We start from the raw sequence: 16,938 nt of genomic DNA on the forward strand, positions 1-16,938 counted from the left end.
CCGTCGCCGGGCTCGGCGTGGACGTCATCTACAAGGACATCAAGAACATGCACATCTCGGTCTACCCACCGGTGGGCCGAGTACGTGTGGCCGCCCCGCACCGCTTGGATGAGGACGCCATCCGGCTCGCCATCGTTCAGCGCCTGCCCTGGATCAGGAAGCAACGCGAGCAGCTGCAGAACGCCGACCGTCAGACTGAGCGCGAGATGATCTCCGGCGAAACCCACTACGTGTGGGGCAGCCGCTACCAGCTCGATATCTCGCACTACGGCCGCATCGCCGTCGAGCCCAAGGGCAACACCCTCTGGCTGTCAGCCCCAGTCGGCACCGATGCCGACAAGCGACGCCGCATTCTCGACAACTGGTACCGACGGGAACTCAAGGCCGCGATCCCGGCTCTGCTGGAGAAGTGGCAGCCAAGCGTCGGCGTCGAAGTCGACTCGGTCGTCGTCCGGCACATGAAGACCAAGTGGGGAACCTGCCAGGTCGCTTCCCGAGCCATTTGGCTCAACCCGGAGTTGGCGAAGAAGCACCCGCGGTGTCTCGAGTACATCGTCGTGCACGAGCTGACGCACTTCATCGAGCGCACTCACAACGAACGTTTCATCGAACTGATGGATCTACACATGCCGGACTGGCGTGCGCGCAGGGACGAGTTGAACGAGGCGCCGCTGGCGCCGGAGGAGTGGGGTAATGCATGACTGAGCCCGCCAGGATCATGTCCGCCAACCGTCACCCCGACGACTATGCGCGAGTGATCCTGGCGGAGTATGACGGCGCATCCATCGAAGGGGTCAAGGTCGGCACCGTTAGGCGTGCCAAGGACCTCGAGTTCAAGCCGATCCGACTGTGTGACGTCTCGGCGAAGCTCATCGATGCGACGGGGCGCCGCCCGCCGACAACGCCGAGCGGGAGCGGTGGGAACTCCAACGGCGCGAGCTGTACGTCGCGATGACTCGGGCCAGGGCCGGACTCTGGGTCGCAGTGGTCGGGCAGCGGACCTGGGGTGTCACATCAGCGCGGCGACCGACTCGATCAGGCCGCTGCGTTCCAGGTGCCGCAGCACGTCGTCGACCGACTCGGGCGGGTTGTTGCGCGAGTCGGCAATGCGAACGATCTCCCCGTACACCGCCTGGCGGTTCAGTGAGATCTGGTCGAGCACGAACTCATCGGCCGTCTTGACGTCGATGTCCCAGACCGAGACTTGCTCGGCGGGGAAGTCCCGGCGGTTGTCCGTGACGATCACCTGAGCCCGCGCTCTGATGGCGGCCGCGAGGACATGGTGGTCGCGGGGGTCGGGCAGGTTGAGGCCATCCATGAGGGGCTCGTAGTTCGTTACCAGGCAGTCCGGGACTGCCTTCATCATGAGCGCGCGGAGACGGACGTGCTGCTCGGCGCTGATGTCGGGGCGGGTCGCCTGTAGCGCGTTGAAGGTCTCGTCAAGGATCGCGTCCGTCCACTTCGCCTGGACCAGCCCAGCCTGGTGGATCCGGATCAGCAGGTCGCGCACGGTGTTCGGGTAGAGCACGCACGCGTCGTAAAGAACGACGAACGCCATCCCTACATCAGCCCCAGCTCCTGCGAGAGCGCCGCCAGTTGATCGGCGGCCTCCCGGCGCTTCTGCTCGTCTTGACGCTTGTAGTCCATGAGCGCGTCGAGCGGGATCCGGCGATGCTTGCCGACCTTGCGGAAGGCGATGACTCCGTTCTCGAGGAGCTTGATCAGGTAGGGGCGGGAGACGTTGAGGACGTCCGCAGCTTGTTGCGTCGTGAGCTCGGCGTGCGCGGGGAGAACGGTGACGCCTTGCCCAGCTGCCATGTGAGCAAGGACCCGAGCCAGGAGTTCGGCCGCCTCGCGGGGCACTTCAAGCGTGTCTGCTTCGTCAACCCGCAAGACCACGACCGTAGAGGTGCTCGCCTTCAGGAACGTCGTCAAGTGTCGAAGAGCCTCGCCGGCAGCGGCTGCTTCGTCGGCGTCGGGGACTGGGCTCTGGGACAGGGCCGAGGTCATCTCACTCCAATCGAAGTATCCGAAGTATTCGCAACATACGTATCGGCACGTGGTGTGTGCAAGTGAAACACCGGGAGCGCGTAGAAGTGGGCGGGGCCGCTGCGTCGCCGAGTCAGCGGCCACGAAGGAGCGCTTCTGCTCCGCGCACGACCCCAGCCGCCCTTCGATGTTCGAGACGCGCCTGCGCGCCCGATCTACGCGTACCGCGCTTCCGCAGATCGATTCGTTGCTCGTGGCGCTGCGCATCGAGCACCATAGGTGGCGTGGCCGAGTCCAGGGCCACCGCGGCTCCCTGCCGGAGGGAGACCAGGACGTAGGTGCCGGCTGCCATGCCGGATTCAGCGAGCCAGACCTCGCAGACTGCGCCGGTGCGCACGTCAACGGCCGCTACTCGCTGGCCGGCCGGCGACGTCCAGGCGGTGTTGAGGATGCAGAGGAGCGCGTGGTCGGGGAGCGCGGTGCGTACGCGCATGTCCTGGAGGTGCTCAGCCGCCCGCCGGTCGCGACCTGGCTGGAGCGCGGTCCGCACGATCGCAGCAGCGAGCCACACCGCGGCCACGACTACGGGCCCCTGCCATACGGCCGCCGCGTGGGTCGGGGGAAGTGAGGCATCGATGGACTTCGCGGCCCCACGCATCGCCGCGACCAGAGCAAGTATGGCGGCGGGGAGAACCACCGCCCGGGCCCACCGGGTTCCTTCGCGAACGACGAACGTCGTCATGACATCACCGTCCCACCGAGGTCTGACGTTGAAGCCCGAGGGCTGGAGCGGTGGCGGTCGCGACACGCGCAGTGTCGGATCGCCCGTCGACAGCGTCGAGTCCGAAGCCGATGCCGGCAGCGGTGACTTCGCGGGCCGCGGCGCGCTGGCGATCGTCGTCGATCGTCGAGCCGAGCGGATCGCGGCCGTCGGTGACGCCGTAGCGGTCGCGGTAGGCGGCGACCGTCTGGGCGCGGGCGTCCCAGCGCCGCCGCTAAAGGTGAGCGACGACGCGGCGCCTTCGGCGTGCCGACTCTACGTATTGGCGGATCTGCAAGGCCCCTTCGAGGCCTTCTGCGAAGTCTGCGGAGTCTGCGGAGTCTTCGAAAGGCTGCCAGATGGCTGCCGGCGGGCACGCCTCGCGGCTTCGCCGCAAGATCGACAACGCCTTGACCAGCACGAACACGGTGGGCCCCGTGGGGATCGAACCCACAACCCGCGGATTAAAAGTCCGCTGCTCTGCCGATTGAGCTAGAGGCCCGTGTCGCGAGGGTCTGGCGGGCTCTCCCGACTCGCGGGCAAGCGTCCGACAGCCTCACGCCGTGGACGAGGCTACGCGGTCGGGACACAGCGGTCTGCCCGCGCGCAGCCTTCCGTCCCGCATCGTCCTAGCCCGTAGCCCGTAGCCCGTAGCCCGTAGCCCGTAGCGCCCTCGCCCCCCGACTGCCACCCTGGAGCTGAGGTCGTTTGCTCCACCGAGGGAGGAAGCGATGGACCAGCAGGTGCAACCCCAGGTCGCCGGGCCTCGCCGCGGCGCGAAGATCGTCGTCCGCGTACTCGGCGGCATCGCCGTCGTCGCAACCGCCTGGTTGATCTTCATGGGCGGCGTCCTCGTGGGTGAGTGGCCGACCTATGTCGGGCACGAGTCGTCGACGGCGCTCGCCATCTTCCAGGTCGTCGCGGTCGTGCCGACGGCGATCGCCTGGGCGGTCTTCCTGATCGTCTTCTTCGCGGTCAGACGCGGGAGCCGCGCCGGCTGAGCCGGCACCCTCAGTACGTCGGGATCCGCTTCCCGATCAGGTCGTCGGCCCGGCTGTTGACCTCGCTGTTCCCGGTCACCGCGTCGAGGAACGGCTCGCGCTCCAGCGCGTACAGCACGCTCGGCTCGTCGGCTGTGACCGTCGCGGTCCGCGGCACATCCCTGAGCAGCGCGATCTCGCCGAACGGGTCCCCGGCGCCCATGTGCGAGAGCGCCTCGCCGTGGAACGTGGCGGTCAGCGCACCGGACTCGATGACGTAGAACCGGTCGCCCTCGTCGCCCTCGCGGATCACGACCTCGCCGGCGGGGACCTCGAGGCGGACCATGCTCTGGGCCATCCGCTCCAGGGCCTTCGGCTCGACCGGTGCGAACATCGGGATGGCGCGCAGCAGCACCAGGCCGTCGGGTTCGCCGAGCTCGGCGTTCATCCGCCGCAGGTGCCCGAACGCGGGCAGCACGGCCAGGCTGATCCCGGCCGCGAGCACGGCCAGCGACCAGCGCAGGCCGATCGCGTGGATCAGCAGCGGCATGATCGCCGAACCGAGCGCCATCGCGCCGATCAGTGCCGTCTCGAGCGCGCCGAAGACGCGGCCCATCACCTCGTCCGGCGCGGTGCGCTGCAGGATCGTCGCGGCGTTCACGTCGACCACCGGGTTCGCCACGCCGATCACGAACATCGCCAGGAACGCGGCCCACAGCTGCGGCCACACGGCGGTGAGCACCAGCGGCAGGGCCCAGAACACGACGCCGACCCCGAAGTCGGTGGCCCGTCGCTGAGCCGACGCGCGGGAGATCGCGACCAGGCCGCCGATCACCGCCCCTACGCCCATCACGGAGTCCAGGTAGCCGACGCCGCGGCTGCCGAACGGCGTCATCTGCACGGCCATCTCGATCATGAACACCGCGGACGCGCCGGCGACGATCGTCTGCGCGGAGTACACGCCGGAGACGAGTCGAAGGTCGCGGTTGGCCCAGATGGTGCGGAAGCCGGCCATCGACTCCGCGAAGAAGCCCGAGCTCTCCTTCTCGGCCGACCCGTCGGCCGCCGTCCCGGTGTCCGTCTCCGGCTCGCTCTCGCCGCCGCCCGTGCCGGCGGGCGCGACATCCACGGCCGCAGGGACCCGCTCGTCCGCTGCGACGGCCACGAGCTCCTCCGCGGCCTCGACCACGGCCGCCTCGTCGGCCCGGACCGCAGCCACCTCCGCCTCCGCGTCCGTCACCCGGATCCGGATCAACAACGCCGCCGACCACAGGAACGTGACCGCGTTGAACACCACCACGAACGGCACCCCGATCGCGGTGACCAGCACGCCACCGAGCGCCGGCCCGACCAGGAACGAGAGGCTGTCGATCGTGCTCGTCGTGCCGTTCGCGGCGGTCAGCTCGTCGGGCGAGTCGACCAGGGTCGGCAGGATCGCGGCGACGGCCGGGCGGAACGGCGCGGACATGATCGAGGCCAGCGTCGCCAGCACGAACACCGAGATCGGTGCGGCGTCGACCCAGATCAGCACGGCGACGGTCGCGGCGATCGCGCCGCGCGCCAGGTCGGTGGTGACCATCACGGTCCGCCGGGGGAGCCGGTCCACCAGGGTGGACGCGAACGGCGTCGCGATCGTCATGAGGATCAGCCGGACCGTGAACCAGATGCCGACGGCGCGCACACCGCCCACGTCGTAGGCCCAGATCACGATCGCGGTCGCGTACGCCCAGTCGCCGATCGCCGACCCCGCGAAGGCGAGGTTGATCCGGCGGAGGTTGGGGTTGCGGAACACGGTGGCGAGCGACGTGCGCGTCTCGCGGACCGCGTCGGCGGCCTTCGACATGGAGCCTCCTTGCCCCTGCCCGCCCCGACGGCGGTCTCTGCGCGGATACTACTGACGCGATGTCCGTTATGAGGCCTTTGGTCCCAATGTGACGAATCGCACACTTTGTGCCAGTCTGTACCCCACTGGGTATCGAGCGCCACTGCTAGATTTCCGCTCATTTCCACTGGTCGTAGCGGTTTTAGGGGGGCGGCCAGCGGTCCGAGTCACCGAGAGGCGGTGCAGATGGCGCCAGCCCCCCGCGGTCCCGTCGAGCGCATGCTCGACGAGGTCCTCACCTCCGTGCGCACGCTCGACGCGGGCGCGGTCGCGGACTACATCCCGGAGCTGGCCAAGGCCGATCCGGCGACCACCGGCCTCGCGCTCGCCACGCTCGACGGCCAGGTCTACGCCGCAGGCGACCACGTGCCGTTCACCATCCAGTCGGTCTCCAAGCCGTTCGTCTACGCCCTCGCGCTCGCCGACAGCGGCGCCGACGCGGTCCTCGCGCGGGTCGGCGCCGAGCCCACCGGCGACCCGTTCAACACGATCAGCCTCGACGACATCAGCGGGCGGGCCTTCAACCCGATGGTCAACGCCGGCGCGATCGTCACCGCGACCCTCGTCGCCGGCGACACCCGGGACGAGCAGTTCGAACGCATCCACGCCGGGCTGTCCGCCTTCGCCGGCCGGCGCCTCGACGTCGACGAGGACGTCTACGTCTCCGAGCGCGACACCGGCGACCGCAACCGCGCCATCGCCTACCTGATGCGCTCGGCCGGCCTGCTCGACGAGGACGTCGACCGGCAGGTCGAGATGTACTTCCGGCAGTGCTCGATCGTCGTCACGGCCCGCGACCTCGCGGTCATGGCGGCCACGCTCGCCAACGCCGGGATCAACCCGGTCACCGGCGACCAGGTGGTCCCGCCCGACGTCGTCGCCCCGGTCCTCACCGTGATGAGCACGTGCGGCATGTACGACTACGCGGGGGAGTGGCTCTACCGCGTCGGGCTTCCCGCCAAGAGCGGTGTGAGCGGCGCCGTCGCGGCCGCGCTGCCCGGACAGCTGGGCCTCGCGGCGCACAGCCCGCAGCTCGACCCGCGCGGCAACAGCGTGCGCGGGGTCGCCGCGTGCGAACAGATCTCCGCCCGGCTCGGCCTGCACCTGCTCAAGCCCACCGAGCGGACCCGGGCCGGCATGCGACGCAGCTACCGCGGCGACAGTGCCGCGTCCAAGCGCAGCCGGCGGCAGGCCGAAGAGGTCGTGCTCGGCGCGCAGCGGCACTCGATCGCCGTCCACGAACTCGTCGGCGACCTCGGGTTCGTCGGCGTCGAAGCCATGGTGCGCGGGATCCTCAGCACCTCGGTCCCGGCGCGGTGGCGGGTCCTCGACCTGGGCCGGGTGACGCGGCTGGACCAGTCCGCACGGTTTCTGCTCGCCGGGCTCGTCGAGCAGCAGGCCGAGCAGGGCTGCGACATGGTCGTCGTCGAGCCACGCGCCCCCGAGCCCCGGAACGCGGTGCGCGCCGCTCTCGAGGGGCTGCAACGCTTCGGCGACGTCGACACCGCGCTCGAGTGGTGCGAGACCCGCCTGCTGCGCGCCAACGGCGTCGACGAGGTGATCGACGACGACCTCGTGCCGCTCGCCCGCCAGGACCTCCTGCTCGGCCTCGACGAGGCCACCGTGGCGGCGATCGCCGCCCACACCACGACCAAGGTGTTCACTGCGGGGGCGATCCTGTTCGACGAGGGCGACCCGGCCGACGGGCTGTACTTCGTCGGTGCGGGCCAGGTGGTCGCCGAGGTGCGGGTCCGTGGCCGCCGCGGCTGGCGACGCCTCGCGAGCACGGCCGCCGGGAGCTCCTTCGGCGAGCTCGCCCTGGTCGACGGCCGCCCGCGGTCCACCCGGATCGCGGCGATCGAACCCACGCTCTGCTACGTGCTCTCACCCGAGAGCTTCGCCGCCCTGCACGACGCCGCGCCCAGCGCCCACGCGCACCTGAGCCTCGCCATCGCCCGCAGCATCTCCCAGCGCCTGCGCCGCTCGACCGCCGAGCTCGCGGCCCTGGAGGACGCCTGACCTCGACCGCTTCCTCCCTCATCCCCCCACCGCAGCACCGGAGGTACCGATGAAGCCCACCATCCGTCAGAAGGTCGGCGCGGGTGCGCTGACCGCCGTCCTCGGCGTGGCGGGCCTGCTCGCCGCGGCACCCGCGCAGGCGGTGACCGCGCCGCCGTCGTACGTCTCGCACCAGCTCGCGCTGCGGACCGGGACCGGGGCGGTGACGGTCTACGACACCTCCGGGGTCACGACCGGCCTGTCGCAGACCCTCGTCTCGGACAACTCGTGCGCCCTGACCGCCACGGGCAGCGCGCTGCTCGGGTTCTCCGCCGTCCCGGGCGGGTCGGCCTACGTCGGGTACCGCGCCGGCGGGCTCGGCGTCCGGGAGAGCCTCACCGCGAACGGCCAGTCCTGCGCGATGGTCGACTTCTCCAGCGGTGAGTCGATCACCGTGCAGCTCGGCAGCGCCCTGTCCGGGTACGTGTTCACCGCCGCTGCGCTCGACGTCGAGCTCAAGCACGACGCCTCGGTGGCCGCGACCGCATACCTCGGCACCACGGCGGTCGGCACGTTCACGCTCGACAGTGGCTCGTCGTCCTCGGGCGTCACCTGCAACGCGCTCGCCGACTCCGGTCCCGACGCCGGCACGCTCGACCACTGCCGCTGGGACATCTCGGGTGGCACCTCCGGGGTCCCGATGATGTTCGACTCGCTCACCCTCACGGCGACCGCGGGCTCGTTCTCGCTCGACGGCGGCTCCGACGGCGCCGTCCCGGTGGACACCTGGGCCGGGTTCGCCAGCCCCGAGACGAGCTCGTTCTTCGACCTCGCCCCGGTCATCGACTGCGGTGAGACCGCCACCCTGCCGTCCAGCGGCAAGGTCCTCACCTCGAGCTGGAAGCGCTACGACGACCTCGCCTCCGGCGGCCTGTGCGAGCCCTACCCGTACTCGGCCTCCACCGGAGTGAGCAGCACCGGCACGCCGTACGCCGAGTTCCTCAAGCCGGCCGACACCGAGACCGCCCAGGCCGTCTGGACCACGACGTTCGTCATCCCGACCGGCAAGCTGCCGACCCCGACGCTCGACTTCGGCTCCGGTCCGGTCGCCCTCGCGGCGTGCCCCGACGGGCTGTACTCCGGCGGAGTGATCAACCAGTCGCTGGTCCCGACGACGGACCTCGACGCGGGCGTCGCGGGGCAGCAGTACGGCTGCGTCATCTCCGCGTCGAAGACGAACGCGTACGCCCCGCTCAAGGCGGCGACGTTCACGATCTACCTGCTCGGTGACGTCCGGCTGAGCTTCTAGCGGGCCTCGGTGGGGGCGCGGGGGGGCCCCGGGGCGCCCCCCGACGGCAGCCGCGCCGGGGGCGCGGGCCACGCCTGCGCCGCCCCGGCGTCGTCGCCGAGGCGCCGACGGACCCGGCTCGCCACGCGGAGCAGCAGCGCGAGCTCGTAGGGCAGCTCCTGCTCGCGCGCGGCCTCGATGCCGGGCTCGACGACCTCCGCGGCGCGGTCGGTCTCGTCCAGGGCGAGGAACGCCCGCGCACGCTGCAGGCTCAACCGCGGCAGCGAGTAGATCGCCTCGCTCTTCGCGGCCGCCTCCGCGGCGTCGATCAGCGCGAGCGCCTCCTCCGGCCGGCCGGAACGGATCACGGCCTCGGCGCCCACCAGGGACGCCTCGAGCGCGGTCGACGCCTGACCGAGGTCGAGCAGCCGCTGCGCGACCTCGACCGCGTGCTGCTCGGCGTCGGCGAACTCGCCGCGGCTCAGGTGCACCCGGGCCAGCTGGATCTCGCCCTGCGCGATGAACGACACCGAGCCGGCCGCGCGCAGCACCCGCACCGAGTCGACGAGCACCGCCTCCGCCTCGTCCAGGCGGCCCTGGTTGACCAGCAGCTCGGCGAGGTTGACGCCGGTCTCGGCCGCACCGAACGCCTTGCCGATCTCCAGCGCCACCTGGCGGCTGGTCGCGTACCACTCGGCCGCCTCGGTCCAGCGCCCGGACAGGTAGGCCAGGGCACCGAGGTTGCCGCGGACCGTCGACTCCAGCGGGCGCCAGCCGTTGGCCATGCAGATCTCGAGCGCCTCCAGGTGGTTCGGCCCGAGCCCCGGCTGCCCCGTCCGCATGCCGATCCCGTCGAGCAGCATCAGCGCCCGGACCAGCGTCTCGTGGTCCTGGACGGCGCGCGCCTCCGCCACGGCCCGCTCAGCCCACCGCTTCGCGTCGGCCGGGCGGTCCTGCTCGACCCGGACCAGCGCGGTGAGGTTGTCGAGGCGGACCAGCGTGCGGCGGCCCGCCTCGGTCGTGGGGTCGACGATCGTGCGGGCCTGGGACACGACGCGCAGCGCGGTGCTGAACCGGCCGGTGCGGTTGTAGACGGTCGCCTGCCGGACCAGGACCTCGGCGCCGGTCGCCGGGTCGTCCCGGAGCAGGCGGGCGGCGCGGCGGTAGGCCTCGACCGACTCCTCGAACATCCCGGCGAGCTCGCGCAGCTCCCCGACCAGGCTCCACAGCCGGGCCCGGTCCGCGTCCGAGACCTCGTCGACGCGGCGGCTCACCTCGATCGCGGTCGCGAAGTGGTCGGCGGCGTCCGCGTTGGCGTACGAGCGACGGGCGAGCTCGCCTGCCTTCTGCGCGTACCGCCAGGTGCGCTCGGCGTCGCCGGCCCGCTCGAAGTGCAGGGCCAGGGTCGGCGAGTCGGCGTCGAGGTCGGCGCTCAGCCGCTCCAGGACGTCACCGGCGGTCCGGTGCACGCGGGCCCGGACCCGGTAGGCGATGCCCTCGTACGCGGCGTCGCGCACCAGGGCGTTGCGGAACCGCAGCCGCTCGGCCCCGTCCGGCTCGATGAACTCGTTCAGCGCGTCGATGGTGGCGGGGTCGAGGACGAGGCCGTCCTGCGCGAGAGTCGCCGAGATGACCGTGCGCCGGAAGCTGCGGCCCAGCACCGCGGCGTAGCGCAGCACCCTGCGCACGGTCGTCGGCAGCTGGTCGATCTGGGTGGCCATCGCCGCCTGGACCGACTCCGGGAGAGACTCGAGCGACCCGACGCCGCGGGCGATGCGGGTGACCTCCTCGACGAACAACGGGTTGCCGGCCGCGCGGTCGACGACCGCCGCGATCTCGTGCGGCCGCAGCGGCGTCGCCTCGGTCGCGGCGATCACCAGCCGCTCGACGACCTCGCGGGACAGCGGTTCGAGGACCACGCGCGTCCCGGAGTCGGGCGCGAAGCCGCCGGTCTCGCCCCGGCGGATCGCGACCACCGCCCAGGGGTGCCCGGCGGTCGCCGCCGCGAACCGTTCGAGCAGCCGGGACGACGCCTCATCCGCCCAGTGCGCCTCCTCGGCGATCACCACGATCGGCCCGGTCTGGCTCCGCTCGAGCAGCTCGACCAGGACGTCGGCGATCCGGTCGGCGCGGAACTGCTCGTCGATCCGGTCCGCCTCGGGCGTCGCCGGCACGTCCACCTGGACCACGTCGGCGAGCAGCGGCGCCATCGGCAGCAGGTCCGGCGCGAGCCGGCCGAGCGCCTCGAGCAGTGCCCGCCCCATCACCGCGGGCGTGTCACGGGTGATCCCGAGGTAGGCGCGCAGCGGGTCGCGGAACACCCGGTACGCGCTCGACGCGCCGTACGGCTCGGCCCGCAGGACGAACCGGTCCGCGACCGGCAGCCCGCTGAGCGCCTCGGCGACCAGGCGGGACTTGCCCATACCGGTCGCGCCGTCCACGGTCAGCACGCCGCCCGCGCCGCCGAGCGCCTCGGCGAGGGCCGCCCGCGCCGTCGCGAGCTCGGTCTCCCGACCGATGTACGGGGCCCGGCCGGTCGCGCTCGGCTCGCGGGTCCCGGTCTCCTCGCCGACGTCGTAGACCAGCAGCGGGACGGCCTTGCCCTTCATGGCGAACGGGCCCGCCGGGGTGACCGCGAACCGGGTGCGCGAGTGCTCGAGCACCGCCGGGTGCGCGTAGATCGAGCCGGGCGCGGCCTTCGCGGCGATCCGCGCGGCGGTGTTCGTCGTGTCGCCCATCGAGGAGTACGCCGCACGTTCGGCCACGCCGACCTCGGCCGCGAACACGTGGCCCCGGTTGACGCCGAGCTGCAGCGGCAGGGGGAGGCCGGCGTCGGCGATGCGGCGCAGTGCCCGCAGCATCCGGCCTTCGTCGTCCTCGTGGCTGCGGGGTACACCCGAGCCGAGGAACAGCTTGCCGCCGTCGGTGTCCAGGTCGGTCGCCAGGAGCGTGACGTCCTCGGCCGCGAGGGCCTCCTCGGCGGTGGTGAGCAGCTCGTCGAGCATCGCTGCGAGCCGGTCGGGGCCCTCCCCGGCCAGCACCGCGTCCGTGCCGGAGAACCGGATGAACGCGATCGTCGCGATCCGGTGCTCGGGGTCCGGCGGTCCGGGGGCCAGGTACTCGCCGAGGTCGTGCGGGAACAGCGAGCGCAGCTGCTCGTCGTCTGCGGGTGGAGCCTCGGGGGCGGGCCGCGGTTCGGTCCGGGCGCGCCGACGGGTCAGCAGCAGCGCGCCGTCGTCGCGTGCCCGGGTCGAGCCGCGGGCGAGCCGGGCCCGGGTCGCCTCGGTGACCACGATCTGCCCGGCGTCGGCGGCCTTCTCGGCCAGCGCCGTCTCCGACGCGGCCGGGCCGAGGATCACGAGCTCGCGGCTCGGCGCACCGACCAGGAAGAGGTGGACCTCGCCGGAGTGGACACCGACCGACATCGACAGGGTCAGCCGGCCCACCGACGTGGGCGTCGCGGCCGACTGCCGCAGCGACGCGCGCATCTCGACCGCCGCGTCGCACGCCTGCTCGGCGTGGTCGGGCCCGCGGAACAGGAACAGCAGCGCGTCGCCGCCGAACTTGAGCATCTCGCCGCCGCGGGTCGCCGCGATCCGCAGCATCGGCCCGAACACGAGGTTGAGCGTCTCGACGATCTCCTCGGCGCCGATCCGCCCGCGCCGGGACAGCCGTTCGGTCAGCGCGGTGAACCCGGAGACGTCGGCGAACACGAGGGTGCCGTCGACCGCGCGCCACGAGGTCCCGGGGGCTTCGGCGTCCCACCCCAGCGCGATCGGGGGGATGTGCCGACGCAGGTCGCTCACCCGTCGCCCTCCGATCTCCGTCGGCCCGGTCGACGACCGTCGCGCGACTGTATGATTCCACACGCTCTACCGGGTCAATAGACTCTGCCCCGGCCGGCCGACGGGTTCGGAGGGGTGCGCGTGAAGCTGACGTTCCTCGGGGTACGAGGGTCCACCTGTGCGCCCGGAGCGGGCTTCGTCCGGTACGGCGGCCACACGTCGTCCGTCGCCGTCACACCGGCCGGCGCCACGACCCCGACCCTCGTCCTCGACGCCGGCACCGGGCTGCGATCCCTGACCGGCATGCTCGGGGGCGCGGCGTTCCGCGGGACGATCCTGGTGAGCCACCTGCACTGGGACCACGTGCAGGGACTGCCGTTCTTCGCCGCCGGTGACCGACCCGACGCCACGGTCCGGGTCGTCGTCCCGGCGCAGGACGACCGGTCCGGTCGTGACCTGCTCGCCCAGCTCATGTCCCCGCCCGGCTTCCCGATCACCCCGGAGGGTCTGGTCGGCGACTGGCGGTTCGACGCGCTCGAGCCCGGCACCACGCAGGTCGAGGGGCTCGGCGTCACCGCGGTCGAGGTCGAGCACAAGGGCGGGCGCACCTACGGCTACGTCCTCGAGGAGGACGGCCGCCGGGTCGCCTACGTCCCGGACCACGCCCCCGCGGTCGGGGTCTCGGACGCGCTGCTCGCAGCGCTCGACGGCGTCGACGTGCTGGTCCACGACGCCCAGTTCCTCGAGTGGGAGCGCCCCCGTGCGCGGGACTACGGCCACGCCACGGTCGACGACGCGGTGCACCTCGCCGAGCGCGTCGGGGCGGCGAAGGTCGTCCTGTTCCACCACAGCCCGGGTCGGGTCGACGACGACCTCGACACGATGGCCGACGTCGTGCCCACCGAGCTCGACATCGTGACCGCGTCCGAGGGGCTCGAGCTCGAGATCTGAGTGCGCTCCCAGAGCGGATCGACCTCGCTGCGACCGCTCTCTGCCGTGCAACGGTGCTCAGAAATCATCGGATCGTTGACCGCCCGACGCGCCCTCCATAGCCTGGGAGGACTCTGTGTGGGAACGCTCACAGACACAGATCAGGCAAGGCCGCCGCGCGCCGCCTGCCTCGGACAAAGGAGTCCCATGAGCAGAACCGTCATGACCAGACGCATCCTCCTGGCGGCCGTCGCCGCCCTGTCCCTGGGCGCCGCTCCCGCGCTGGCGGCTCCCGCCGCGGCCGACGCGGGAGCCGTCTCCACCGCCAGCGATCCCGTGTTCGACCCGGTGTCGAGCAACCTCGCCGGCAAGGACTGGGTCTCGGTGACCGCGAGCCGCTCGGCCGGCACCGCCGCCATGGCCGTCGACGGCGACGAGTCCACCTCGTGGCTGCCCGCGCGCGGCCGGAGCCACCCGTCGCTCACGCTCGACCTCGGCGGGGCCTACGACAACGTCCGCAAGATCGGCCTCGTGTTCCCCGACGCGCAGGGCACCTACCGCTACCTCGTCAAGGCGTCGTCCGACGGGTCGCACTGGACGATGGTCGTCGACGGCTCGCACAACCGCACCCAGGGCCGTGGCGGCGAGCACCTCGTGACCAGCCCCGGCATGCGGTACGTCAAGGTCGTGCTGCTCAGCACGACGGAGGGCGCCCGGCTGGGCGTCAGCGAGCTCTCGGTGTGGAACTACCTGCGGGACGACGTGACCCTCGGCGCGGACATCTCCTACGCCGACCAGGACACCGCCAACGGGCTCACGTACTACGTGGACGACCCGGCGACCGCCGGCGACATCCTGCAGACCGTGAGCGACGCGGGGATGGAGTACGTGCGGCTGCGCGTCTTCAACGACCCGCGCGACGAGCGGACCGGCGACTACCTGTCGCCCGCCTACCAAGGGCCGGACCGCACGCTCGAGGTGGCCGACCGCGTCGTCCAGCAGGGCATGGGCCTGGGCATCGACCTGCACTACTCGGACTCGTGGGCCGACCCCAGCAAGCAGGCCAAGCCGACCGCCTGGCGCGAGCTGTCCTTCGACGACCTGACCACCGCCGTCTACGACTACACGTACGAGACGATCGCGGCGCTCGTCGAGCGCGGCGACACCCCGGCGAAGGTCGCCGTCGGCAACGAGCTGATCAACGGGTTCATGTGGGGCAGCGAGCGGCCGCTGCCGTGGTTCGCCGACACCGACTGGTGCGGTCCCTGCTACTTCAACACCGACCCGTCCTTCGTCTCCCAGCCCGGCGGCGCGCTGCTCTGGGACTACTGGGGCTCGGACGACCCGGCCGAGCAGGCCGCCTACGACGCCGCGTGGGACCGCTTCACGACGCTGCAGGCGTCCGGCATCAAGGCGGTGCGTGACGTCGCGGCCGCCTACGGCGCGGACATCAAGGTCGAGACCCACGTCATCATCGACCAGGGTCAGGGGGCCAAGACCCTCGAGTTCTGGAACCAGTACCTCAGCCGCCTGAACGCCAAGGGCCAGGACATCGACGTCATCGCGCACTCCTACTACCCGGAGTGGCACGGGACGCCACAGGAGTTCGAGCAGAACCTGCGGGCGATCGCAGCGGCCCACCCGGGCTACGAGCTCGAGGTCGCCGAGACGTCGCACCAGTCGAACGACTGGGACGGCCTGCCGGTGCCGAACTCGCCGTACCCGAAGACGCCGGAGGGCGCCGGGCAGTTCTACCAGCGGGTCTTCCAGATCGTGAACGACCTGCCGGACAACCGCGGCGTCGGGGTGCTGGTGTGGGAGCCGGCGAACTGGCAGGAGATGGTCGACTGGAGCGCCAGCGCCTGGCCGGTCATCACGTTCAACGACGCGATCAAGGTCTACGCCGACAGCGACACCGCGTTCGTCCTGGAGGACACCGTGCGCCGGACGGTCACCAACCCGTCGAAGGGCGTCGTGCTGCCCGCGACGGTCGGCCTGCTCGACGCCGCGACCGGCGCCGTCGAGCAGATCCCGGTCACCTGGGCGGACGTCCCGTCGAACCCGGCGCCGGGAGAGCTGGTCGTGACCGGCGAGACGGCCCGAGGTGAGGTGACCGCGATCGTCGACGTGCTGTCCCGTCCCGGTCGGCACGCCCCCCCCCCCGGCGCGGGCCGACCCAAGGCCTCGGCCCGCGCCGGCCCTCAGGCCGAGCCCCGGCCGGCAGCACGAGCAGGGCCGGGCGGCGGCCGTCCTCGCGCGCCCCGGCCGGCAGCCGTGCCGGCCGGGGCCGCGGGCCGTCAGGTCGACGCGCGAACCACCAGCTGCGTCGGCAGCGTGATCGCGGCCGGCTCCTGACCGTCGATGATCTCGAGCAGCAGCCGGACCTGCTCGCGGGCGATCCGGTCCAGCGGCTGGCGCACCGTGGTCAGCGGCGGGTGCAGCGCGGCCGCCATGCCCGTGTCGTCGAAGCCGCCCACCGCGACGTCCTCGGGCACCCGTCGCCCGTGCTCGGCGAGCGCGGTGACCGCGCCCGCGGCCATGAGGTCGGACGCGACGAAGATCGCGTCGATGTCGGGTCGCCGCGCGAGCAGCTCGGCGGTCGCGCGGCGACCGCTCTCGCGGCTGTAGTCGCCGTGGGCGATCAGCGACTCGTCGAGCCGGTCCGCCATCTCCAGCCGGTAACCCTCGAGGCGCTTCAGGCCCCCCGGGGTGTCGAGCGGGCCGGTGACCGTCGCGATGGTCGACCGCCCGCGTTCGACCAGGTGGCGCACCATGGCCCGCGCGCCGCCGATCTCGTCGGCCTCGACGTAGCCGACCGCGTCGAACCCGAGCGGCGCACCCGAGGTGACGACCGGGACGTGCTCGCTCAGCAGGTCGCGCAGCAGCGGGCTGCCGGCGTGCGTGGACACCAGCAGCACGCCGTCGACGTGCCCGGCGGCGACGTACGTCGTGGTGCGGCGGCGCTCCTCCTCGCTCCCGGCGACCATCAGCACCAGGGGGATGTCGCGCTGCGCGAGGGCCTGCGCGGCCGCGCGCAGCATGATCGAGAACGTGGGGTCCTCGAACAGCAGGTGCTGCGGCTCGGTCAGCACGAACGCGACGGAGTTCGAGCGGCCCGTGACCAGGCTCCGGGCGTGCGAGTTGGCCTGGTAGCCGGTGGCCCGGATCGCCTCGTTGACCGCCGCGAGCGCCGACGGCGAGACGTACCGTGCGCCGTTCAGGACGCGCGACACGGTCCCGCGGGACACGCCGGCCGCCCGCGCGACGTCGGTGATCGTCGGGCGCGGCGGACGTGCACGCCGGGGCGTGGGGGCGGCCACGTCCGG

At 72.1% G+C, this 16,938-nt stretch carries 13 protein-coding genes and 1 tRNA gene; 7 read left to right on the plus strand and 7 right to left on the minus strand.

What is annotated here, in order from left to right; all coding sequences use genetic code 11:
* Window positions 1-17 precede the first annotated feature (17 nt).
* Both OEB99_RS03025 and OEB99_RS03030 read left to right on the plus strand, forming a co-directional pair.
* On the plus strand, window positions 18-701 hold the full coding sequence (locus OEB99_RS03025) for a M48 family metallopeptidase (protein ID WP_263508232.1): 684 nt from the start codon (window positions 18-20) through the stop codon (window positions 699-701).
* Window positions 698-955, plus strand: coding sequence for a hypothetical protein (locus OEB99_RS03030; RefSeq protein WP_263508233.1), 258 nt, complete (start codon window positions 698-700; stop codon window positions 953-955). The genes OEB99_RS03025 and OEB99_RS03030 overlap by 4 nt, the downstream gene beginning before the upstream one ends.
* A gap of 54 nt (window positions 956-1,009) precedes the next feature.
* On the opposite strand, the gene OEB99_RS03035 is transcribed toward OEB99_RS03030, so the two are convergent.
* From OEB99_RS03035 to OEB99_RS03050, 4 genes are all read right to left on the minus strand, one after another.
* Window positions 1,010-1,558, minus strand: a complete 549-nt coding sequence (locus OEB99_RS03035) for a PIN domain-containing protein (protein WP_263508234.1) — start codon at window positions 1,556-1,558, stop codon at window positions 1,010-1,012.
* Between the two features lie 2 nt (window positions 1,559-1,560).
* Window positions 1,561-2,010 (minus strand): helix-turn-helix domain-containing protein, encoded by a 450-nt coding sequence (locus tag OEB99_RS03040; RefSeq protein WP_263508235.1) that lies wholly within the window; start codon window positions 2,008-2,010, stop codon window positions 1,561-1,563.
* 112 nt (window positions 2,011-2,122) lie between these two features.
* The gene (locus OEB99_RS03045) at window positions 2,123-2,731 is read right to left on the minus strand and encodes a hypothetical protein (RefSeq protein ID WP_263508236.1); all 609 of its coding nucleotides are present in this window, start codon (window positions 2,729-2,731) and stop codon (window positions 2,123-2,125) included.
* Between the two features lie 447 nt (window positions 2,732-3,178).
* Window positions 3,179-3,251 (minus strand) — tRNA-Lys (locus OEB99_RS03050).
* A gap of 229 nt (window positions 3,252-3,480) precedes the next feature.
* Between OEB99_RS03050 and OEB99_RS03055 the strand changes: the two genes are divergently transcribed.
* Window positions 3,481-3,750, plus strand: coding sequence for a hypothetical protein (locus tag OEB99_RS03055; RefSeq protein ID WP_263508237.1), 270 nt, complete (start codon window positions 3,481-3,483; stop codon window positions 3,748-3,750).
* A gap of 10 nt (window positions 3,751-3,760) precedes the next feature.
* Here OEB99_RS03055 and OEB99_RS03060 read toward each other — a convergent pair whose 3' ends face one another.
* Window positions 3,761-5,572: an MFS transporter gene (locus tag OEB99_RS03060; RefSeq protein WP_263508239.1), complete on the minus strand. Its 1,812-nt coding sequence runs from the start codon at window positions 5,570-5,572 to the stop codon at window positions 3,761-3,763.
* 258 nt (window positions 5,573-5,830) lie between these two features.
* On the opposite strand from OEB99_RS03060, the gene glsA reads away from it, so the two are divergent.
* Window positions 5,831-7,630 (plus strand): glutaminase A, encoded by a 1,800-nt coding sequence (gene glsA, locus OEB99_RS03065; protein WP_263508240.1) that lies wholly within the window; start codon window positions 5,831-5,833, stop codon window positions 7,628-7,630.
* Between the two features lie 49 nt (window positions 7,631-7,679).
* The gene (locus OEB99_RS03070) at window positions 7,680-8,918 is read left to right on the plus strand and encodes a hypothetical protein (RefSeq protein WP_263508241.1); all 1,239 of its coding nucleotides are present in this window, start codon (window positions 7,680-7,682) and stop codon (window positions 8,916-8,918) included.
* On the opposite strand, the gene OEB99_RS03075 is transcribed toward OEB99_RS03070, so the two are convergent.
* Complete coding sequence (locus OEB99_RS03075; RefSeq protein WP_263508242.1) at window positions 8,915-12,703, minus strand: adenylate/guanylate cyclase domain-containing protein; 3,789 nt, start codon at window positions 12,701-12,703, stop codon at window positions 8,915-8,917. The two genes, OEB99_RS03070 and OEB99_RS03075, sit on opposite strands and share 4 nt — an antisense overlap.
* A 120-nt stretch (window positions 12,704-12,823) precedes the next feature.
* Between OEB99_RS03075 and OEB99_RS03080 the strand changes: the two genes are divergently transcribed.
* Both OEB99_RS03080 and OEB99_RS03085 read left to right on the plus strand, forming a co-directional pair.
* A complete protein-coding gene (locus tag OEB99_RS03080; RefSeq protein ID WP_263508244.1) occupies window positions 12,824-13,633 on the plus strand; it encodes an MBL fold metallo-hydrolase in 810 nt (269 codons plus the stop codon).
* A gap of 186 nt (window positions 13,634-13,819) precedes the next feature.
* Window positions 13,820-15,967, plus strand: coding sequence for a glycosyl hydrolase 53 family protein (locus OEB99_RS03085; RefSeq protein WP_263508246.1), 2,148 nt, complete (start codon window positions 13,820-13,822; stop codon window positions 15,965-15,967).
* Here the strand turns inward: OEB99_RS03085 and OEB99_RS03090 are convergent.
* Window positions 15,910-16,932, minus strand: coding sequence for a LacI family DNA-binding transcriptional regulator (locus OEB99_RS03090; RefSeq protein WP_263508248.1), 1,023 nt, complete (start codon window positions 16,930-16,932; stop codon window positions 15,910-15,912). The genes OEB99_RS03085 and OEB99_RS03090 overlap by 58 nt on opposite strands.
* Window positions 16,933-16,938: the final 6 nt, after the last annotated feature.

It is taken from the genome of Actinotalea endophytica (assembly GCF_025717005.1).
Lineage (GTDB): Bacteria > Actinomycetota > Actinomycetes > Actinomycetales > Cellulomonadaceae > Actinotalea.